At 35.1% G+C, this 22,028-nt stretch carries 20 protein-coding genes and 1 pseudogene; 1 reads left to right on the top strand and 20 read right to left on the bottom strand.

The window, feature by feature from the left end; genetic code table 11:
* Nucleotides 1–142: 142 nt before the first annotated feature.
* From CCC20_RS00005 to CCC20_RS00070, 14 genes are all read right to left on the bottom strand, one after another.
* Nucleotides 143–802, bottom strand: coding sequence for a response regulator transcription factor (locus CCC20_RS00005; protein ID WP_041973406.1), 660 nt, complete (start codon nucleotides 800–802; stop codon nucleotides 143–145).
* Nucleotides 803–860: 58 nt separating this feature from the next.
* Nucleotides 861–2,840 carry an FtsX-like permease family protein gene (locus tag CCC20_RS00010; protein WP_003064773.1) on the bottom strand — a complete coding sequence of 660 codons (1,980 nt, stop codon included), beginning with the start codon at nucleotides 2,838–2,840 and terminating at the stop codon, nucleotides 861–863.
* On the bottom strand, nucleotides 2,830–3,600 hold the full coding sequence (locus CCC20_RS00015) for an ABC transporter ATP-binding protein (protein ID WP_013851827.1): 771 nt from the start codon (nucleotides 3,598–3,600) through the stop codon (nucleotides 2,830–2,832). Before CCC20_RS00015 ends, CCC20_RS00010 begins: the two co-directional genes overlap by 11 nt.
* 166 nt (nucleotides 3,601–3,766) lie before the next feature.
* Nucleotides 3,767–3,997 carry a hypothetical protein gene (locus CCC20_RS00020; RefSeq protein WP_003064778.1) on the bottom strand — a complete coding sequence of 77 codons (231 nt, stop codon included), beginning with the start codon at nucleotides 3,995–3,997 and terminating at the stop codon, nucleotides 3,767–3,769.
* A 23-nt stretch (nucleotides 3,998–4,020) separates the two neighbouring features.
* Nucleotides 4,021–4,212: a DUF4177 domain-containing protein gene (locus CCC20_RS00025; protein ID WP_003064779.1), complete on the bottom strand. Its 192-nt coding sequence runs from the start codon at nucleotides 4,210–4,212 to the stop codon at nucleotides 4,021–4,023.
* A 78-nt stretch (nucleotides 4,213–4,290) separates the two neighbouring features.
* Nucleotides 4,291–4,548 carry a DUF3592 domain-containing protein gene (locus tag CCC20_RS00030; RefSeq protein ID WP_048791159.1) on the bottom strand — a complete coding sequence of 86 codons (258 nt, stop codon included), beginning with the start codon at nucleotides 4,546–4,548 and terminating at the stop codon, nucleotides 4,291–4,293.
* 153 nt (nucleotides 4,549–4,701) lie between these two features.
* Complete coding sequence (locus CCC20_RS00035; protein WP_003064783.1) at nucleotides 4,702–5,355, bottom strand: ABC-2 transporter permease; 654 nt, start codon at nucleotides 5,353–5,355, stop codon at nucleotides 4,702–4,704.
* The gene (locus CCC20_RS00040; RefSeq protein ID WP_003064785.1) at nucleotides 5,355–6,203 is read right to left on the bottom strand and encodes an ATP-binding cassette domain-containing protein; all 849 of its coding nucleotides are present in this window, start codon (nucleotides 6,201–6,203) and stop codon (nucleotides 5,355–5,357) included. Before CCC20_RS00040 ends, CCC20_RS00035 begins: the two co-directional genes overlap by 1 nt.
* A 2-nt stretch (nucleotides 6,204–6,205) precedes the next feature.
* The gene (locus CCC20_RS00045; protein ID WP_041973410.1) at nucleotides 6,206–6,577 is read right to left on the bottom strand and encodes a GntR family transcriptional regulator; all 372 of its coding nucleotides are present in this window, start codon (nucleotides 6,575–6,577) and stop codon (nucleotides 6,206–6,208) included.
* A 688-nt stretch (nucleotides 6,578–7,265) separates the two neighbouring features.
* A complete protein-coding gene (locus tag CCC20_RS00050; RefSeq protein WP_013851828.1) occupies nucleotides 7,266–8,990 on the bottom strand; it encodes a glycoside hydrolase family 3 protein in 1,725 nt (574 codons plus the stop codon).
* 43 nt (nucleotides 8,991–9,033) lie between these two features.
* Nucleotides 9,034–10,824, bottom strand: a complete 1,791-nt coding sequence (locus tag CCC20_RS00055) for a glycoside hydrolase family 3 protein (protein WP_003064790.1) — start codon at nucleotides 10,822–10,824, stop codon at nucleotides 9,034–9,036.
* Between the two features lie 10 nt (nucleotides 10,825–10,834).
* Nucleotides 10,835–11,635, bottom strand: coding sequence for an HAD family hydrolase (locus CCC20_RS00060; protein ID WP_003064793.1), 801 nt, complete (start codon nucleotides 11,633–11,635; stop codon nucleotides 10,835–10,837).
* A 553-nt stretch (nucleotides 11,636–12,188) separates the two neighbouring features.
* Entirely contained in the window at nucleotides 12,189–13,721 is a 1,533-nt protein-coding gene (locus CCC20_RS00065) for a hypothetical protein (RefSeq protein ID WP_003064796.1), read from the bottom strand.
* A gap of 33 nt (nucleotides 13,722–13,754) precedes the next feature.
* Nucleotides 13,755–14,594, bottom strand: coding sequence for an SDR family oxidoreductase (locus CCC20_RS00070; protein WP_013851832.1), 840 nt, complete (start codon nucleotides 14,592–14,594; stop codon nucleotides 13,755–13,757).
* Between the two features lie 269 nt (nucleotides 14,595–14,863).
* On the opposite strand from CCC20_RS00070, the pseudogene CCC20_RS11455 reads away from it, so the two are divergent.
* A pseudogene (locus CCC20_RS11455) lies at nucleotides 14,864–15,064 on the top strand (hypothetical protein); the annotation flags it as partial.
* A gap of 5 nt (nucleotides 15,065–15,069) precedes the next feature.
* On the opposite strand, the gene CCC20_RS00080 reads toward CCC20_RS11455, so the two are convergent.
* From CCC20_RS00080 to CCC20_RS00105, 6 genes are all read right to left on the bottom strand, one after another.
* The gene (locus CCC20_RS00080) at nucleotides 15,070–16,164 is read right to left on the bottom strand and encodes a mannonate dehydratase (RefSeq protein ID WP_003064800.1); all 1,095 of its coding nucleotides are present in this window, start codon (nucleotides 16,162–16,164) and stop codon (nucleotides 15,070–15,072) included.
* Between the two features lie 65 nt (nucleotides 16,165–16,229).
* On the bottom strand, nucleotides 16,230–17,627 hold the full coding sequence (gene uxaC / locus CCC20_RS00085; RefSeq protein WP_048791167.1) for a glucuronate isomerase: 1,398 nt from the start codon (nucleotides 17,625–17,627) through the stop codon (nucleotides 16,230–16,232).
* Nucleotides 17,614–18,249 carry a bifunctional 4-hydroxy-2-oxoglutarate aldolase/2-dehydro-3-deoxy-phosphogluconate aldolase gene (locus tag CCC20_RS00090; RefSeq protein ID WP_048791168.1) on the bottom strand — a complete coding sequence of 212 codons (636 nt, stop codon included), beginning with the start codon at nucleotides 18,247–18,249 and terminating at the stop codon, nucleotides 17,614–17,616. Before CCC20_RS00090 ends, uxaC begins: the two co-directional genes overlap by 14 nt.
* A gap of 138 nt (nucleotides 18,250–18,387) precedes the next feature.
* Complete coding sequence (locus CCC20_RS00095; RefSeq protein ID WP_003064808.1) at nucleotides 18,388–19,107, bottom strand: FadR/GntR family transcriptional regulator; 720 nt, start codon at nucleotides 19,105–19,107, stop codon at nucleotides 18,388–18,390.
* Between the two features lie 30 nt (nucleotides 19,108–19,137).
* Nucleotides 19,138–20,937, bottom strand: a complete 1,800-nt coding sequence (uidA, locus tag CCC20_RS00100) for a beta-glucuronidase (protein WP_048791169.1) — start codon at nucleotides 20,935–20,937, stop codon at nucleotides 19,138–19,140.
* A 10-nt stretch (nucleotides 20,938–20,947) separates the two neighbouring features.
* On the bottom strand, nucleotides 20,948–21,979 hold the full coding sequence (locus tag CCC20_RS00105; RefSeq protein ID WP_003064810.1) for a sugar kinase: 1,032 nt from the start codon (nucleotides 21,977–21,979) through the stop codon (nucleotides 20,948–20,950).
* Between the last annotated feature and the right edge of the window lie 49 nt (nucleotides 21,980–22,028).

Genomic DNA, 22,028 nt, shown 5'->3' on the forward strand with positions numbered 1-22,028 from the left:
TGTATGCTGATGAACAAAATTACCAGCAATACAACAAATAGCGTATCTACACCATAGAAAATCAAGAGAAATGCTACTAAGGCAAGAAAGAAAAGCTGAAACAATATCTCTGTTATTTTTTCTTCTAAGAATGTAAAAAAACTCACAGTTTCCAACCCTTTCCTCGTATATTTTCCAATAAATGAACAATACCGATTTCTTTCATTTTCTTTTTTAGGCGAGTCATATTAACCAGTAATACATTCTCGTCTAAATAATATTTGTCGTTCCACAGCTTTTCCAATAGTTCTTCTTTGCTAATAACTTTATCTTCGTTCATAAAGAAGTAGTATAAAATACGAAATTCATTTCTTGTCAGTTCAATGCTTTTCTCTTGATACTTCAAAATAGATAAATGTAAATCAAGGGTACAATCTTTTTTAACAAGCTCACGGAAATTATTCGGGTTTGATAACTGCAATGCACGCTTTATCTTCTCAAGAAGAATAAGCGTGTCATACGGCTTTGTGATGAAGTCAATTCCGCCCACTTGAATACTTTTCAATTCGTCAGCATTTGTATCTCTGCTTGTTACAAAGATAATAGGTACTGGCATAACTTGTTTGATTTTCCTGCATACCTCATAGCCATTTTCATACGGGAGGTTAATATCAAGCAAAACCAGCTCTACGCAATATTGCTTTAATTCCTCTGTCAAATTTTCAAAATCAGTCAATAAGACTGTTTCATATCCTTGTGTGTTCAATAATTTAGAAAGCTCCAGACGAGTGATTCCATCATCTTCAATAATTGCTATTCTCATTTCAACACCCCCTTGATTTACCATTATAATAATTTCACGGCAGGATAGCTAGAAAAATTTAACTCTCCTCATTGATATTTCGTTTGAAACCGATATACGTTGCAATCCAATAAATACCATAGATAAAGAAGAAAATCAATAAACTTCCTATAAAATAAGACAAATAGGAATATTTACTCTGCAATAAAATTTGAAAAATATTATTCATAGATACTACCATGAAGAAACCACATATAATAGAATAAACGGTAGGAACACCAAACAGTATCAATAATTGCTTTTTGATTGTTCTAAAAAGTGATTTGTCATTCACACCTATTCTTCGTAATGTAGAATAACGATATTTATATTTAGTTGAATCACTTAATGATTGAACAGCAAGGATTGTTCCCACAGCAGAAATAAGCACAAAAGCAATATATAAACAGATACTTGCAATCATAGCAGTCATAGAGTTTTGTTCTTCTACTGTTGTTCCTCGCAGATTTATTCTATAAGACTGAAGAACATCTTCTCCGTTTTCATTTACTTCAATAAATTTATCTTCCATATCTTTTAGAAATTGTTGTTCATAATCGGCTGTTGTATCTTCTTTTGTATCTATAATAAGATGTCTTTCAACTACTTCTAAATCTTGTGTATAAACATCTGGAACAACTACAGTAAATCGACCAGAAACACACATTGCATACCAATATGTTTGCGTATCTATTTCTTTCAAATTTAATTTTTCCCCATTTGATAATTGTAAGACTTTTATCTCATTATTGTTTTCAACTTTATGCAAATACTGTTTGTCTGTAATAATAAGATATTCATTTTCTTTTAGCTGAACTGTATCCAAACCTCTTAGTTCCAACATTTTATTGTAATCACTTAATTTCAAAATAGCGTCAAAATCGTAAAACTCTACTTGAAAGAAATTTTGTATCTGATGATTTGGTTCTTTATAGATGTCATATTCTAAAGAATTTGAAATCGTATATTCATCATCAATATAATCCAAGTATTCGCTAAAATCACTAAATGGTTTTTTAACTTCATAAATACTAATATCATAGGGAGAACTTCTTTCTATCGTGGATTGATATACACCTTTGTTGATACTGGAAAAATTCAAACACAATAAAGATAGTAATATCAACATGGAGAGTGTCCCGAATGTGAAACCCATTGTTCGAGCCTTAGACGCAAAGGTTCTGGCAACAAACAAATTATCACTTTTATATTTTAGTTTTTTGCTTTTTAACAAAACAGACAAGAACATATCTGCACAGGTTGCAGAAATACCATATATACTGATAATCAATACACCAATACAAATTGTTAAATAACTGATGTTTTCACTTGTACTATAGTTTTCAAAATTAAATCGTGTGTGCCAAAAAACTAAAGAAGCTATACCTAATAAAAGACTTATAACAAAAATAATATTTCTTCTTTTACTACTACGGAACATTTTCTTTTCATTTTGTTTGTCAAAATAAAGGAAGTCGTGTACCGTCATTTTTCTAATTCTTCGTAAAAGGTTAAGCAAAACCAATACGTATATCGCCGTAAAATAAATTGCCAGCAATTCAATAGAAATAAGATTTAAAGAAATAAATATAACCTCTGGAATACCCAGCATTTTTACAATAACTAATGATACAAACTGACTGAACAGAAAGCCAAGTGGAATAGATAGTACAAATGCTAAAAATCCCAGTAATATATTCTCTGTTACAAGTAAATGTGCAACTTTCTTTTTCTTTATTCCAAGAAGCATATATGTCCCTAATTCTTTACTTCTTTTTTCAAACATGAACCTTGTCGTATAGTTAATCAGAAAACATACAACAAATACAATTACAGCATTGATAAAAGTTAATACTGTTTTGAATGACCCCATACCAGTAGATAACTCGACAACCTTATCAGAACTTGCAATTAAATTAAACGTAAGTATCAATGAAAATGAAATCGTAATCGTTATCAGATAAATCAAATAATCTTTAATACTTCTTTTTGTATTTCTAACCGCTAATTTACCTAACATTTCCCACTTCACCTCCGAGCAAGGTTAATATATCCAGTATTTCATTGAAGAAATCTTTTCTGCTTTTTTCCCCTCTGAAAATTTCATTGAATATCTTACCGTCTTTTAAGAACAGAATACGTTCACAGAAAGACGCACTAAACGGGTCATGTGTTACCATTAAAATAGTAGCCTGCATTTTCTTGTTGATGTCAGACATTGTTTCCAGTAACAATCTGGAAGATTTTGAGTCCAAAGCTCCTGTCGGTTCATCAGCTAATATCAGTTTTGGTTCGTTAATTAAAGCTCTTGCACAAGCACAACGCTGTTTTTGTCCGCCAGAAACTTCATAAGGAAATTTCGATAAAATATCACGAATACCCAATTTATCGGCGATAGCATGAATTCGTTTGTCAATATCAGCAGGGTTCTGTTTGTTGATTACCAATGACAAAGAAATGTTTTCTTCAATCGTTAAGGTATCTAAAAGGTTAAAATCTTGAAAAATGAACCCTAGATTTTCACGTCTAAAATCAGCAAAATCTTTATCTTTGATTTTGGTAATATCTTGATTGTTGACTGTAATATGTCCGCTGGTTACGGTATCAATCGTAGAGATACAGTTTAATAGGGTAGTCTTTCCAGAACCACTAGCTCCCATGATTGCGACAAATTCGCCCTTATCTACATACATAGAAATACCGTCTACTGCCTTTGTGATATTTCCAGAGTTACCCCCGTAGTATTTTTTTACTTGTTCTAAATTCAAAATGTGTTCCATTAAAAATCGCTCCTTTCTTCCTGCCACATTTATTTGTTTTGGAATACAATTAAATTATAGCAAGGGCAATATTCAATTACACTTACAGTTTTGAAAGTAAACGGAGAGTAAAAGAACCGTGACAATGCAGATCACAATTCTGTGAAGCATTTCCACGACCCTTTTATTATAATTTTACCGTTGTCTTTTTCGTAATGGTATAAATGTATTCCTCTGGCGTAGGGCGTTTTTTTCCAAAATACTTTTTGAAATTTGCCTGCACCTCTGGGTCGGTGCTATTCATAGCTTCATCCATCGTTGCTTCAATATTTTCCCGAACATCAGCTAGTGACATACCGCCAGCCTTTGCTCCTGCTTTTAAGGCTTTTTTAATATCTCGTTTTTTTAACCCTATCATTCGAACCAACTCCTTAAAATGAGTTAATCTTCTTTTTCAAAAATTAAATCAATCTTTCGCATACAACCTTTTGCGTCAATTTCTGTAGGTATAAAACCAACATAGCGATACCCATTTTCTGCATAGCTATTTATAACTTCCTTATGTTTATCGGTGCAAAGGAATACAACATCTTTCGCAGTATAATTGATTTCTACATATTCATATTTTTTCATTTACAAGACCTCTTTTCATATAAAACTCTTATACAGATTGCTTCATAAAATCTTTATTTTTAAGTAACTTTTTGATATTTAAAGAACTATTCTTGATTTTGATGGATTATCTTGACAGTAAAAAACATGTACCATACTTTCTTTATTCGGAACATTATTACCTGCACTAATCCATTTCCTACGAGTATAGCTTTTTCCATTTACCTCATATTTAACTTTTATCAAAAATGGAAAAGTTGCACCGTCCATTGCATGAACTCGTGTTGATTTATTGTTTATTTTTAACCACCATTGTTTAGTGACCGAAATTACAGTACCCATTGTTTCTTTTTCCATTTACATCACTCCAATTAAAATATATTCTTCATTTTTCTTTATTTCCCTTATTTTTGCGATATTCTTTGATTACTTTGTTTCTTAAAGGAATACCGACACCCAATATCAATCCTACTACCAAAATAGTCAAGTCCATAAGCACACCTCTCTTTTCTAAAACTCTTTTTTCTTTAGTATTGTTAAGCTAATAAGATAGGAGATACCTAAAATAACAACTGAAAGCAATAAAAATAATATTATATATACTAGTGGCTCAAATTGAGGAAGCTTTTTTAAAAGTGCATATAAATCTATTCCCATAAATTCAGTAGCCTTTATAATAAGCAGTCCTATGACAAATATAAATCCCATTACACCTATAATAGCAATTCTTCCTTTTTCGCCACCAAATTTCAAGATAAAAGGAAGCATGATTGATAAAATCAATAAAATAGTAGGAAATAAAGAACCTGCTGTTATAAAAATTTCATTAAAACTGCCTGTTTTTGCAATACCAATAGCAATTAAACTAATAACAGTTCCCAACAGCAAAGAAGTTATTCCCGAAATCAATCCGAAGATATATTTTTCAAGTACATAATCTTTTCGTGTTATCGGTAAAGAAAATAAAAAAGCATTTCCATTATCAAATTCATCATAGCTAATTGAACTCAACGAGAACAATGAACCAACAAAGCCTAAGAAACCAATAGGAAACGAAGTCCCTGGAGATGTTATTATCATTATCAGTGAAATGGCAACAATCGCCATAAAGAAGTTTTTTTGTCCTTTCAGTAACTTAAAATCTTTAATCAATAAACCTTTCATTATTCAACACCTCTAATCATCATTGTTATTACTTCGTCTATATTTCCTTTTTCAATCGCTATCTGAGGATAATTTTCGATATAATACTGTTTTTGATTAGTTAAACAACTATATCCATAGCTTTCGTTTTTTGTACGTAAAATATATTGTCTATCTAATTTAGAATATTCTTCTTCATCAACTTTAAGCAGGGCATAATCGCTTAATAATACATCAGTATCTTCGTGCATGATTACCTTTCCTTGATGTATCATATAAAGGTCATCACATAAAGTTTCTAAATCACTAGAAATATGAGAACTAATTAAAATAGAGCGTTCTTCGTCCTTTTCTATAAAATCTCTTAGCATTTCTAGTAATTCATCTCTAGCTATTACATCTAATCCCGCCGTTGGTTCATCAAGAATTAACAACTTTGCATTGTGTGAAACAGCAACTAAGACTTTTACTTTCGCTTTCATACCAGTTGAAAAATCTTTTATTCTTTTATTTCGTGGAAGCTGAAACTTTTTAACTTGTTCTATAAAAAATGATTTATCAAAATTTTGATATAGACTATCAATAATAGGAATAATATCATTGATTGTTAAATATCCACTAAAGCCAGAGTCTGAAAGAACTACTCCCAAATCTTGTTTATCTTTTGCAGTAAAATCTTGTAATGACTTTCCAAGAATATTTATAGTTCCACTATCAAAGGAAATTAACCCTAAAATAGCTTTAAATGTAGTGCTTTTTCCTGCACCATTTTGACCAATCAAACCAGTTACATGACCTTTCTTTACTTCAAGTGAGCAATCAAGCGAAAAGTTTTCATAACTTTTTTTCAAATGTTCAATCTTTAACATATCTAACCCTCCAAAATTAACTCAAATAGTTTTTTTATATCTTCATCACTGATACCGTAACATCTGCCTTTTTGAATAACTCGTTCTAAATCAGTTTCTAATTCCTTTTTCTGCTCCTCTAATAAAAGCTCCGTATTTGTAGCAGTAACATACGTTCCTTTTCCATGAATTGTCACTGTAAATCCCTCATTTTCCAAGTTATCGTATGCTTTTTTTACAGTTAAAGCACTTATTTTTAATTCTTTTGCAAGAGAACGAACAGACGGAAGATTATCATTTTCTTTTAATTTTCCATTCCGAATTAAAGTTTTAACTTGTTCTACTATTTGCTCGTAAATAGGTATCATTGAAGAATGGTTTATAATAATTCTCATCTCACAGCCCCTTTCTGTATAAACAGTGTATAACAGAATGATACTGTTGTCAAGTGTTATATAGTGTTTTCACAAAAAAGAGTGAGGCGTGCAAATCTGATAAGAAATGCACGCTATATAATTTATCCTACACAATCTTCCAGTTACTATCCTTATATAGCACAAACGCCTACTACCATACCTGCATTGCCTTTGGAATCTCATCATCTGAAATCTGGTTGGCACTCATGCATGAGCTATGATCTTGTAGCCATTCTTAAAATTTGTATTGATGTCAATATAATAGGTAGTTTCGCCCCAACTTTCATTGTTGTAGTACCAATATAACCGTCATTTATCTCTTTTTCAATGATATCGACATGCTCTGCATTCTTCGTCCAGCATTGTTTGCTTTCAGCATAAACGAACGGGTGTAGTTGGTAAAGCAGTGCGGTTCAATTAGCTTTTTAATGCATGTCGTTCTATTTCCATATAGCAATGACCTGTCCTCATTTTGTGAGGATTTCTTTTGATATGGTTTGCTTGAAGAGTGACTTCCAAACGACCAATTGATAATAGTTTTTGAATGGCATATGAAAACACCTCTGAGTTTATTGTTAGACTCAGAGGTGTATCTACTGTTGTTTTTAAGTTAATTTTAACATTGATTTCTAATAAGGAGGTTAGATTTATGAAAGTTTTTTGTCAATTATAATTTTGCTTGCCACTTATTAGCCCAAACTAAGTCATTGGCTTGACCTTTAAAGGCTGCTTTTCCTTCTAGACAGTCTAAGAGGGATTCAATAGTATTAGCATTATGATGATAAGCGTTAACAGCCGTTTTAACCATAGTAACATCATGCAGATGGGTTGTATAGTTGAGGGAAACAAAGACTGTTGGTACTTCGTGAACATACCATGGTACTTCATTAGACATGGCTGTCTTCCATTGGATACGATAGTTATTTTGAGCCCCATAGCCAATGACATTAGCAACAGTCAATGCCAAATCTACGTTGTGACGATAAGTTAAAGTTTCACCTTTGACACGAGTGTTACCATCATTAATCGTTACTTCATAGCCTCTTGCTTCTAGGGCTTGTTTCAGATTTTCAAGTACTTCATCATTTGTAGCCATAATACCTCCTTTTTCCCCCTCCAAATAGTATAGACGAATGCGTCTGTGAGTTTCTGGGCTAATTGGGAGATTTCCTTGGGTATCTTTTAAAAGAGTAATAGCCTTTTGCGAAGCTTCTTTTTGCCAAGCCAGGTGCTCTTCACACCCGATAACGGCAAGTTCTTCAGGAGATTTAAGAAGACTACCATCAGCTTGTTTGATATGGAGATTTAATTTTGCTTTTAGACCTAAAATACGACGTACTGCGTCATCTAAACGTTCTTTAGAAATCACTCCTTCTTGGTAACCTTTGAGCATGAAGTTAAAATCTTCTTCCATATCATTAAAGAATAAGAACATGTCACAGCCTGCTGCGATGGCTCTTGGTACATAGTCCTCTCTCCGCATAGCCGAGGTCATTCCAAGCATATGTGAGGCATCAGTAATCACTAATCCGTTAAAATCAAGGCGAGTTTTTAAGAGATCTGTAATCAATTCTGGTGCTAAAGTAGCAGGTAAAATATCCTCATCAGTCAGCTCTGGGTTTAGTTCTTTTTGATAATGAGGTAATGCGATATGGCCAGCCATAATCATTTCAACCCCACGATTTATATGATGACGATAAACTTGCCCAAAACTTTCTTCCCAACGTTCTGGACTTAATTCATTGACCCCCAAGACTAGATGTTGATCGCGCTCTTCAGTTCCATCACCGGGAAAATGCTTAATACACTGAATGATATCTCCCTCTGCTGTCAATCCGTCTAGATAGGCTGAAGTGTAGGTTATCACATCTTGGGCTGTTGTACCATATGCTCGCGTGTTGACGATGGTGTTGCGCCAATTTTCTAGAATGTCTACACATGGATCAAAATTAACATTGACCCCTAGGGCTTTTTCTTCTCTAGCTGAAACAAGACCAGCATGGTACGCAACCCATGGATCGCGACTGGCTTCTGATTGTGCTCCAGAAGAAATATAAGTTCCTCCCGTCACTGCACCATCTCCACCAGAATCACAGTTAGCTGCTACTAATAAAGGAACTTTACTGTGGCTTTGTAGGTCATTCAAGAGAGTCTGCACCTGTTCAGGAGTACCATTCATGTAACGCGCACCACCGATATGGTATTTTTCTAAAATTTCTTTATTGGTTAATTGATTGCCGCTAAAAGCATCTTCACCAAAGAAAAAGAGGTTAACAAAGAGTTGTCCGATTTTTTCTTCATCACTTAATTGGCTTAGAGTCTTTTCTACCCAAGCTAGTTGTTGATCATTAAGTTGATAAGGTTTTTGTTTTAAATTGACTGTTTTTGGCATATACTATTCCTTTCTTTTTTTATCAGATTAAGCGTTTATTACTTTAATACTCTCGCCATAAGTGAGTATCAATTAGACCACAGAAGGCATCCACAGGAGAAACACCTGTGAAAGTTGATTCGCCAGCTAATTTTTCAACCAGATATTTCATCGTATTATCTTTGCCGTCATAAGCATTAATATAAGTTCCTACTTGTGGCATGTCCGCAAGGGCAAAAGCATGTTGTACAGAAACTACAATAGTTGGAATCTCATGCACATAAAACGGCTGATCTGGTGTGCCTTTAGCTGCTGGCCATACAATTCTTTGAACAGTTCCGCCAGAATTGACATCCACTAAGTTAAGGATTAAATCATAATAATCTGTTAAATTTGAAATTGGTTGCTTTTGAGCATAAACATTAGCGATAGCCGCTGCGCGCTCATTTTCAGGTAACTGCATAATTCGTTCTTCAGTTGATTCCCAAACTGTTACGTCATGTCCCCGTGCTTGTAGTAGGTCTTTAACTACATTTGAAGCTCGTTTTTTCTGACCGGCAATCATGGCCCCAAAACCTCCTTTATGCCCTTCCACATTAACAATCAAAATGCGTTTGTAGCGATCAGGGGTAACAGGCAAAATATCTTTTTGTTTATCTTTAACAAGGGTAATGGCTTTATCAGCAACTTCATCTGCAATAGCTTGTGATTCCTTAGTGTTAATAAGGGATAGCGCTTCTTCTTTTGGTAACATAATTTCCTCACGGCGCCCTTCAAATAAATGTAGTCCCAAACGTGCTTTCAAACCAAGGGTGCGTCGAAGGGCATCATGTAACCTTTCTTCAGTAAGAATACCCGCTTCATATCCTTCTTTCATCCATTGTAAATCTTCTTCTGGGTCGTTAAAGAATAAAAAGAGATCACAACCTGCTTCTACAGCTGTTGGTAACATGAGACGACGTGGCATAGAAGCTGTCATAGCAACCATGTGTGAGGCGTCTGTCACAATAACTCCGTTGTAACCAAGTTCGCCACGTAATAATTCATCTAGCAGAGTCTTATTGAGTGAGGCAGGCAACATATCATCCCAATCTCGTTCAGGGTGCATTTCTTTTTCCACTTTTGGCAAATGAATATGTCCTGCCATAATACCAGGAAGTCCTGCTTCAACCAGTTCGCCATAAATACGACCAAAAGTAGTTATCCACTCCTCCTTAGTCATTGGATTTGAAGCAAAAGACAAATGATGATCACGTTCGTCAATTCCGTCTCCTGGGAAATGTTTGGCAAATGGCATAATCCCCTGCTCCATGATTCCTTTCATATATTCTTTTGACAAGGTAATAACTTGGTCTACATTGGATCCCCAGTTACGATTAGCGATAATTGGGTTACGCCAGTTGCGTGTTAAATCAACTATAGGTGCAAATGATACATTACAACCAACTGCTGCCGCTTCAATCCCTGCTATACGTCCCATTTCATAAGCATATTTTGGATCGTTGGTGGCAGCAATCTTAATTTCATCTCCAATTTTGGTACCATCAGTAACAGCACCATCTCCACCAGCCTCTGTATTAGCAGCTATTAACAAAGGGATTTTTGACTTAGTTTGTAAAATATGGTTTTGTTCCCAAATTTCATCAGCCTTCCCTTTATTGTAACGAACGGCAGCAATCTTATAATCTTTCAATACCTGCGTCAAATACTCTTCTGTGCGACTAGATCCCATATTGACAAAAAGTTGACCAATTTTTTCATCTAAGTTCATAGAAGCTATGGTTGATTCGACCCATGTAATGGCTTGAGCATCTAAGCAATAGGGTTTTTGTGTTAAATCTACTAAATGTGCCATAAAGACTCTCCTATTCTAAATTTTCCCAAAATGATTGTTTTAACTGTTCTAATTCTTCTGTAGAGACATGTCCGCTTATAAACTTTTGTGAAAAAGAATCTTTAAGATTTTTCCACGATTCTGTTTCCTTACCAACTAATATGGGATAAAACGCAACCTGATTTTGTTCAGCAGCAGCCAAATCACCTGGAGAATCTCCAACCATTAAAAGATGGTCTCGCTTGTATCCTTCAGCTACTAGAGCAGCAATAACATCCTCTTTTTTTCCAAAATCTTGACAATATAAGTTATCCACGTAACCAATTAGTGCTTGGTCACTCCACTCTTCTTCAACAGCCTCACGGTTGGCAGATGATACTACATAGACTTTTCCTAACTCATGAAGCATAGCTAAACCTTCTTGAACGCCTACAAACGCAAGAGCATCACCTTGATATTCTTTAATATGTTGATTTACCTCCTTTGACCACTTCAATGCTTTCTCTAAATCATCTGATGGATTTTGCTTTAACTCCTTCTCTAAAGAGGCATTAGATAGAGATGGTGTTGAATCAACCCATTGTTTCAATTTATCAATACCACCAATATCAGCATACTCTAATCCCATGACTAATCCAACAAAACGATTGACTCCTCTTGTTCTACTAAAAAGGTTGATATAATCCCATTTTTTCAAAAAATCTTCTTGATTTGGAACTTTAAAAACTTTAGCAGCTAATGGTCCAAAAAAGAGCTGATGTTTATAGGTCATTGTATCCATTGCACAACCATCTGAGTCAATGCAAAAAGCATATTCTTTATTTTTAGACATGATTATAACTCCTTTTTACTCTAAAATCATCTGATGAATTAAGTATATCACCTCAGGAAAGCGCTGTCAATTGATAATCGATTTTTTAACTAAAAAAACAGTGCTAAAATGTAAATTATCCGCATAAATACAGTATTTAAAGAGATTTAAAAGAAAAAAATATATAGAAGAACAACACTTGAAATTGACTGTCTTTTTCTATGCCGTAAAAGGGTAGACTATTTCATTTCTGCTTGATTGTTCTAAAACTTATTAGTTTGCGTTTTGTCAAGGGCTTGTTGCGAATGCAATTATGAAGAAACCACAACTTTCAGTAGAACAAAATTTTTAATAACGAGTTAGCTATCTACTGATGGTCGATTGACTCACTTGATCCTATTGACTTGATTGTTTTCATGATTAAGAACTACTAATTGAACAATCTCTAGTTTCCCCTATACTGATTTTAGACATATAAAAACCCCTCTTAGTAATGTCTAGTGAATTTTTGTTTTTCACTGTCCACTAACTATTAGGGGAGTATATTAAAACGAGGTTTGTCTTTTTTATCTTCTTAAATTATGATAAATACGCATTCTGTTGGATTAATAATTAGTTCACTACCTGAAAATACTTCTCCTACTAGTTCAGGCAAGGTTCCATCCTCTCTTAAGGATAGTGTTTCACCATTTAGAGTGATTTTATCAGCGCGTTTTTGACCATCCTTACCAGATAAACGGTAAATATGTGCTTCTGATTCTAACTTCAAACTAGTCGCTTCCAGCTCGGAATTATTAATAATTAAAATTGCTTTTCCATCCTTTTGGTCTTTGCGAGAATGAACAAAAACATGGGCTCCCTCTTGGATTGGAATTTGACTATCAAAAACTTCTGTTCCCATCAAACGGTTCCATAATAATACCGCAAAATAGTTTGGTCTTGGATCAAATACTTGACGTGCTAAATAACCATAATCTGATGAAGCTAAGGTATTATGGAAAATAATACCGTCGGTAAGTTTTGCAAATGTTCCCATTTCATTTAAGGTCCGCGGAACATCTAAGTAAGTAGAGGCCCAAGTATTTCCTCCCCCACCAGCATCACCTGACTCAGTTACCCACATTTCTGCACCCGGAACAAATCGATCACGTAATGGCAGGTAAGTTTTACAAAAATCTGAGGCTACAGACAAGTAGGCTTCTGATAATGCATCTTCTGACGACCAATGGCCTTCTGGCATAACCGAAGCAAGACGTTCTGAAATACCGTTATAGTAATGGTAAGAAAAGATGTCTAATGGAACCCTCGTACCTTCTAATAAATCTTCGCAATTAACAGTTTCACGAGCTACCTGCTCAACACCACCAGCACCACTTTGATTATTTGGATTTCCGAAAGTGATATCATCTCCACCAGTTGAACTTGGACCAACTTTTAAACAATTTGGATAATGTTCTTCCAACCATTGGAAAAATAAATCTTGGTCACGACGGTAATGTGCAGCAGTGTAACCTTTTGGAAATCCAGTATCTTCTAACATATTTGGTTCATTGGCGAATTCAACAGCTTCAATCGGAACACCATATGCCTGACTTAGTTCAAAGATTTTTTCAGCTTCAGTCGGATGCCAAGGCTCTTCAGCTGAATGTAAACCTGGGCAATTGGCCATTGAAATTTTTAAATGGCCTCCAACGGCTTTAACAAAATCAAGAACCCCAATCCACTGTTCTTTAGTAAGAACATTAAGATATCCTTGAGGAGGTTTACCTCCTGTTTCATCAACAAAATCATAGTAAGTTTTTGTTGACCAAGTTCCTGAAACTCTAATCCATGCTTCCCCTAGAGCTTTGGTTAAATAACGAAGTTTTTCATTTGACAAGTCAATAGGATCATATTCTTGCATCAAATCCTTATACATAGCCTCAATCCCATCATTTGAAGGTTCAACATAAAACGCTTCTTTACCAGAAATCTGATCGTCTGAGTAAGCCTTCCAAAAAGTTCCACCTGTTACTTCAGCAAACTCCACATTGTATGAAGCTAAAAATGGATTGATATCACGAATTTTATGTAAATTATCTAAATCAAGTGTAATAGTTTTAGTCATAATACTCTCCTTATTAAATTGTTAGAGCGTTATTTAAACACCAGAATAAGCTGAAAAACCACCGTCAATAGGAAGGACAACTCCATTTACAAAACTTGCTGATTTTTCATCTACCAAAAAGAAGAGACCACCAATCAATTCTTCTGCTTCCCCAAAGCGATTCATTGGGGTTTGATTAAGAATTTTTTCCGCACGCTCTGAAGGTGAACCGTCTTTGTTAAAAAGAAGACCTCTATTCTGGTTAGTTACAAGAAAACCTGGAGCGATAGCATTGCAACGAATACCAACTTTTGAAAAATGTACTGCTAACCACTGGGTAAAGTTTGAAATAGCGGCTTTAGCACCAGAATAAGCAGGGATTTTAGTCAAAGGAGTAAAAGCGTTCATAGAAGAAATATTGACAATGTTTGCTCCTTTACGCCCAACCATATCTTGTGCAAAGACTTGAGTTGGAAGCAATGTGCCCAAGTAATTAAGGTTGAACACAAATTCAATACCTGATTGTTCAAGATCAAAAAATGTTTTTGTATCTTCAGGTAAATTTGTTTGATGGAATTCATTATCGGTAGTAGCTTTAGGATTGTTTCCACCTGCACCATTAATGAGAATATCTGTTGGTCCAAAGTCTGCCAGTACCGATTGACGGACTTCTTCTAAATTATCTTTATCTAGAACATTAACTTTGTATGCTTTAGCGACACCTCCATTGACTTCAATCTCATCAACAAATTTTTGTGCCGCTTCTTGATTCAAATCTAATAATGCAACTTTGGCACCTGCTTTGGCGAATTCCTTTGCCATGTAACCGCAGAGTACACCCCCAGCTCCGGTAACCACTACTACTTTATCTTTAAATTCAATAACTTTAGACATAAGTTTACCTTATATTTATGTTAGTGGGGAACTCCCACCAATATAAACCCTTTCTTTAATTATCTTTAGAGTTGCTTTATACTTAACTGTGGATTAGTATCGTTTACCAATCGATTTGGTGATTTAAAAGAAGCTCTAACCACAGCTCTTTGTTTAATTGGTAATGAGAATGATAACGCTTTGACATTTTATCTTGTATTTTTACACAAGATAAAATGTCCGTGGAACGAACAACAGTCGCTAATCGTTTTGAAATGAACCAAAACCTTATGCTCTATGTTGGTGTTAATATTGCTAAAAATAAACACGATTTAGCCTGTATCAGTGAGACTGGAGAAATGGTGATGACTAACTTTAAGCTTGCCAAATCACAATCTCTTAGAAAAACTAAGACAGGTAGGAAAGATGCCCTTTTAATGGCTCATAAGCTACGCTCTGACGTAACCATTGAACGTTATCAAATAGATAGGGACGATTACATATCTTCAACTGTTTTTTTAACAATTCCAAAATCAGGTGTTTTTCCTGCTGCACGCATGTTAGCTTCATACAAGCCATTAAAGTAGGTAGCACCTAATGCACGATCATACAAGCCATACCCAGGAGTTTTCGTCTGATCTCCCCAAATACGTCGACCATGATCAGGACGAAGTGCTCCCTTCCAATCATATGCAACCAATAACTTCACAATGGCATTCATATCAATATCACCTGCTTGTGATAAATGAGCTGTCTCTTGGAAGCCCCAGTCTCCAGCAGTTACATTGCGTGTGTGCATAAAGTTAATGCGATTACGCTTTAGGGCATATTCAGTCATGGCGATAACATCATTTTTGGGATTTGAAGCATAAGAACCTACACACATGGTAATACCGTTGTTTTCTGAATCATAAATATCCAAAAACCGTTCAACAGCATCTTGTCCAGTGATAATTCGAGGGAGACCAAAAATCCTATACGGAGGATCATCAGGGTGAATTGCCATTTTTACTCCAGCAGCCTCAGCAGTTGGCATAATTGCTTTGATGAAGTATTCTAGATTCATCCATAAATCTTCTTCTGAAATATTATGACGATAGTTTTCAATAATAGCTTTCATCTCTTCTTTTGAATAAGATGAATCCCAGCCCGGTAGATTTAAATCATCTGCTATAGGATCAACACCTTCTAAATCCGATTTCAAAAAGGCTAATGACGTTGAACCGTCTGGTAGTGGGTGATTAAGATCTGAACGCGTCCAGTCAAAGACTGGCATAAAATTATAACAAACAACTGGAATCCCTGCTTTTCCAACGTTTTCAATAGATGTCTTATAATTTTCAATCAATTTATCTCGATTAGGTTTACCTTGTTTGATATCTTCATGAACCGGAATTGATTCGATAACAGTAATTTCAAGACCAGCATCTTCAACTGTTTTTTTCAACTCTAAAATATTTTCTAATGGCCAAGCTTGTCCAACCGGAACATCGTAAACAGCTGTCACTATCCCTTGCATTCCTGGAATAGCTTTTATTTCTTCAAGTGATACGGGATCATTTTTCCCATACCAGCGAAACGACATTTTCATAATAATTCCTCAAACCTCAGTTTTTATCATTTCTAAAATGAAAATAAAACTGATTTTTTCCTTTCTTAGTTAAAATATTCTACTGCATTGTTGTAAGCAATATCTTTTGCTAGTTGACCAATTGCTTCATAGTCTTCAGGAACTTCTCCATCTATTATCCATTGCCCCAAGAAGGAAGCTAAGATACGTCGGAAGTAATCGTGTCGTTGATACGATAGGAAACTACGAGAGTCTGTCAACATACCAACGAAATTAGCTAATACACCTTGTTCAGATAAAGCAGTCATTTGACTCAGCATACCTGACTTGGTGTCTGCAAACCACCAACCTGCTCCAAACTGAAGATAAGATTTGACGTTCTCCTCATTACTTTGGAAATTAGCTATAGTATTGGCTACAGTGATGTTATAACTTGGATTCAAATTATACCAAATCATTTTAGGTAACTGATTTTTTTGAGCAAGGTTATCTAGAAGATGATTCATGTTGACTGCAAGTGAAACTTGATCACCAAGGGAATCTACTCCTACATCCGCTCCTAATTTTTCATAAATACCTGTGTGATTATTGCGAAGTGCTCCAAAATGCACCTGAGTTACAAAACCATATTGCTTATATAAACGGCACAACTCTGCAAAAACAGCTGTTTGCCATTGGTTAATTTCTAACTGATTTGGCCGATATCCTACTTGTACTTTTTTCAAAAGATGATCTAACATTTTAGGAGTTGTTTCTTCGTAGACAATCTCAGTAAAACTAATATCACTGGCTTTGCAACCATTTTCAGCAAAATAAGCAATTCGTTGTTCTAAGGCAGAGATAAGATCTTTAAATGTCTCTATTGAAATTTCTGTTACCTGACTTAACCGTTGTGTAAAACTACTAAAGTTTTTATGTTCGATGAAGGCTTCGTCTGGACGAAAAGTTGGAGCAACTTCTGTTTCAAAAGTTTTGTCCGCAGCTAACTTTTTATGCCATTCTAATGTGTCTAACGGATGATCCGTTGTTCCGATAAAAGTAACTTTACTATCTCTAATCAATTTACGAGGACTGATTTTTTTATCTATAAGATATTGATTGACACGATTATAGATAGATTCAGCATTTTCTTCCGTTAAGACTTCCTCTACGCCAAAGACATTTCTCAATTCCATAGCTGACCAGTGATAAACAGGGTTACCGTACGCTCTAGATAGGCTGCGTGCAAAAGCTTTAAATTTATCTAGTCGACTAGCTGACCCCGTGATTTCTTCCTCGGAGATGCCTTGAGCTCGCATAAGACGCCATTTATAGTGATCCCCACCAAGCCATAAATCAACAATATTATCATAAACCTTATCTTCAAAGATTTCTTTTGGATCAAGGTGACAGTGATAATCAAAAATAGGTTGATCTTTAATCTGCTCATACAATTTACAAGCTGCTTCATTAGTTAACATAAAATTTTTATCATTGAATCCCATTTTGACCTCCTATTGCTGCTACAAATTCTTTAGCTATTTCTGTCACCGAATTATACCCTTCACTATCCACTCGAGCAGCTAGAGCCGATCCTATACCAACTGCACAGGCTCCAGCTTTTTTCCATTCAGCAACATTGACTGCTGAAACGCCTCCAGAAGGCATTAAATCTACTTGAGGAATAGGGCCATGAATGTCTTTGATAAAACTCGGTCCTACGACACCTCCTGGAAATACTTTAATAATTGGACATCCAGCCTTCATTGCTGTCACAATCTCTGTTGCTGTAGCACAACCAGGAAAATAAAGATTTCCTTCTTGGTTAGCGATAGTTGCAATATCTTGAGAAAAATATGGACTCACTAAAAACTGCGCTCCTGCTGCAATTGCTTTATGAGCAAGTTCTGGTGTCATTACTGTTCCAGCTCCTATAACTACATCTTCACAATCTGCAAATTCCTCAGATAAATCACTGATGACTTGTACCGCATTTGGCGTCGAAAATGTAATTTCAATATTACGAATCCCACCTGCGATAGCACGGCGTGAAATTTCTTTTGCATCCTTTTCATCCTTGCCACGTATAACAGCAAAGAAATAATTTTTTTTTAAAATAGTTAACATATATTCCTCCTGTATTTGTAATCGCTATCATAATTACATTATAGAAGTCATCAGATGATTTGTCAAGCTTTTTACTGAAAAAATAAAAAAAGATTGAGAGGTACTCAACCTTTTTTTATTTTAATTCTATAAACAAATTTATTTTGATTTTGGTAACCCTTGAATGTCTATATCCTTTTCGTACCAATCGTTTAACACTGTTTGCCTAACTGTTAAAATATGTGACAACATACTATCGTAAGCAGCTATAGGATGTCTGGATTGAATCGCTTTTAAGATATTCCTATGTGCTTCAATACTTGATTGTTTCATCCGACGATTTGTATAATCTTCATTAATGATTTGGATGGATTCGTTAATAACAGGGATTAAACTTTTAACAGCAACATTACCACTCATTTCTGCTAATAAGCTGTGGAATTGCACATCCAGTTCTAGATGTTTCGGATCGTCCGCTGCTAGTGCTTCTTCGATCTCAATCGCAATTTGTTCCAGTCGCTGGATATCCTCTTCCTTTCCGAATTGGGCTGCGCGTTCAGCGATTCTAGGCTCTAATAAATACCTTAATTCAAATAAATCAGTCGTTAACTTAATGCGATCTTTCACAAAAGCAAAGCCAAAAGGATCTTCTACTACTCCTCGCTTAGAACTAATATAAGTTCCTGAGCCTTGTCTCACTTCAAGGATATTGCGAGCCACAAGACTCCTGACTGCTTCACGAACAGTGCTGCGTCCTGCTCCAAGTGCTTCAGATAGATCATATTCGTTAGGCAATTTTTGCCCAACTTCGTAACCATTATCTAAAATAAATGCCATCAAACGCTCAGCAGTTTTGTCAACCAGTGGCCGATCTGCCATAATCTTTCCTCCTAAATCAGTTTAGGACTATTATACTATTTTTTTAGACTTATAACCATAATTAGGAATAGATTCCCAACGTTTTTTGAAGTGTCTTACTACGCTTTTAGGTTGTCGATTTCGAGAAAATAGACCTTTATGATTCCCTTGTACGCGAAGAATCATTAAGTTGGTTTCAAAATCAGCAAAATTCCAGACTTGCTCACCAACCAGATTAGGAATACTATCAAATACTTTGTGACTCATATCATAAAAATCAATTTGGAACTCTTCAGTATAAGGAGTATGCCACATAGAATGAAGGCCAGGAAGAGTATCAGCACCATATTCTGTCATCACAATAGGTTTATCAGGGTATAGTGCTTGCCACTCTTCTAACTCTTTCCCTAATTCCTCTTCTGCTTTCACCAAATTTCCGTGTTCAACATACCAACCATAATAGCGGTTGAGACAGATAACATCAACAAGATCCATAGCTTTATCGTTTTTTGGATTTGCCATCATAATATTGACGAGAGTAACTGGACGTTTTTCAGGGTCTAAATCTTTATATAACTTGACCAAAGGTTCAAAATACTCATGTGCTCCTTCTTCGTGACTTGCTGGTTCATTAGCAACAACCCACATAACCACCGAAGGATGATTTTTGTCTCTCTTAACTAATTCTGCAATAACTTGCTCATGTGCTTCTTTCGTTTTCATGACATTCCAAGTCCCATTATCTTTAGGAGATAAATCTAAAGAGGCATTGAAGTTCTGGAATAAACCAACTGCTGGAACTTCATCGATAACAACAACACCTAATCTATCAGCTAAACGCATCATTTCTTCTGAATAAGGATAATGAGAGGTTCTGAATGAATTAGCTCCAATTTCTTTTAATAAATTCAAATCTAATAAGTTAGCCGCTTCGTTCAAGCCTCTTCCATTGATAAAGGTGTCTTCGTGTTTTCCAAAGCCCTTGAAATAAAACGGTTTTTCATTAATTAAAAACTGTCCATCTGCAACACGGATACTTCGGACACCGAATGGCTCATCATAAGTATCGACAACTTCCTCGTCTTTTATTAATTCAACATGGACTGTATATAAGTAAGCATCCAAAACTTCCCATAGCCTAACATTATGAAGTGTAGTTGAGCCATTTTCTAAAATAGCTACTTCTTTATGCTCCTCATCAAATATCGTAATATTGATATCATCTACTTCTTGACTAGAAGTTACATCAACATTAACAATCGCTGACTTTAAATCATCAGATAACTGACTTGTAATCACTAGATCTGAAATGTGAATCTTAGGTCGAACAATGAGTTTGATTGGTCGATGAATTCCTGCATAATTGAAGAAATCAAAATTCTCTTGAACCTTCTTCTTAACGCTTCCATCTTCTCTCACTTCCTCGCTATAGTTACCGACCGGAAGCGTCTTATAATTAAGTTCGTTATTGGCACAAATAGAAACTTTTATTCTGTCTTCTGACAGAAGTTTTTCTGGAATGATAACTTCAAATGGAGTAAATCCCCCACTATGTTCTCCTAAAAATTCTCCGTTCACATAAATTTTAGCGTGGTGTGTGACTGATCCAAAACGCAAGACTGCCTCTTGATTTTCTCCAATTGGAGGTAATTCTATAAAGCGCTCGTACCAGAAATCTCCAATATAATTCCTTTTTTCTTCATCTACAACAACATCATTAAATGATGTTGGTACCATCATAACTTCACTTGAGCTCAAAAGTTTTTTTGGATCATGACTACCAAGTTTAAAGTTCCATAATCCGTTTAAATCATAAATACTCCGTGTTTTTGTCAATATTGGATATAACATATCATTTCTCCTATCGTTTAATATCTAAATCACCTTTTGTCATAAACTGTGTAATATCTTTTTTAGTCACTATATTAATATCACCCTCGATAGTGTGCTTGAATTTAAAACTAGCCATTCCAAGTTCTAAAGTTTCTTTAACTGAAGCGTTTTCAATAAGACCATAAATAATACCTGCTGTAAATGCATCACCAGTTCCTACACGATCCAACACCTGTATTGACTCACGGTCTGTTTCATATAATTTCTCATCTTGTCCATCATATAAATAGGCTTTTAAAAGATACTCATTAGTCGCACCGATTTCGCGTTCTGTAAAAGCAATATACTTCAAATCATACTGATCAACCATTGCTTTTAAAACCATTAACAATGCATCGCGATCTTTATAAGGTCTTGATAAGCCTAAATCATCTTTTAAGTCAGTTCCACGTTCACTTACTATCGAAACAGGCTCAATTCCAATACATACGTCTGCTAAAGAAACTAGTTTTGATAACTGCTCCCGTGCATCTTGAAATGATTTCCAAAGACTCTCACGGTAATTCAAGTCAAATGAAATAGGAATGTTTTGGTCTTTCGCTTTAGCCATTAAAGCAAGTGCAATATCGTAAATTCTAGGATTTAATGCTACTGTTATACCGCTAATATGAAGCCAATCCATATCTTCTATAATAGCATCTAAATCGTAATCTGATAATTGAGATTCATAAAATGATGAATACTTACGATCATACAAAACACGACTACTTCTTAAAGAAAAACCTTTTTGATAGTAATAAATTCCAAGCCTATTTCCTGTTTTAACTAAATGTTCTTGATCTATTTGATGTGCAAACAAGAAAGACTCTGCCATGTGACCTAAGTCATTATCTGGTATAGCAGATACTATAGAAACTTTGTGCCCCAACTGTCCTAAGGTTGAAAGAACATTAAGTTCTGAACCTCCAAATTGGCAGTCTAACTGTGTAGCCTGAGTGAGCGTTTGATGCTGTGGAGGTGATAACCTTAACATAATTTCTCCAAAAGCAACAACCTTCATTTCAACCCCTCCTTATAATAAACGAGTATTTGTAAAAAATTATTTTTCC

The sequence above is a fragment of the Streptococcus sp. LMAG:39 genome (assembly GCF_008680485.1).
Classification (GTDB): domain Bacteria; phylum Bacillota; class Bacilli; order Lactobacillales; family Streptococcaceae; genus Streptococcus; species Streptococcus pasteurianus.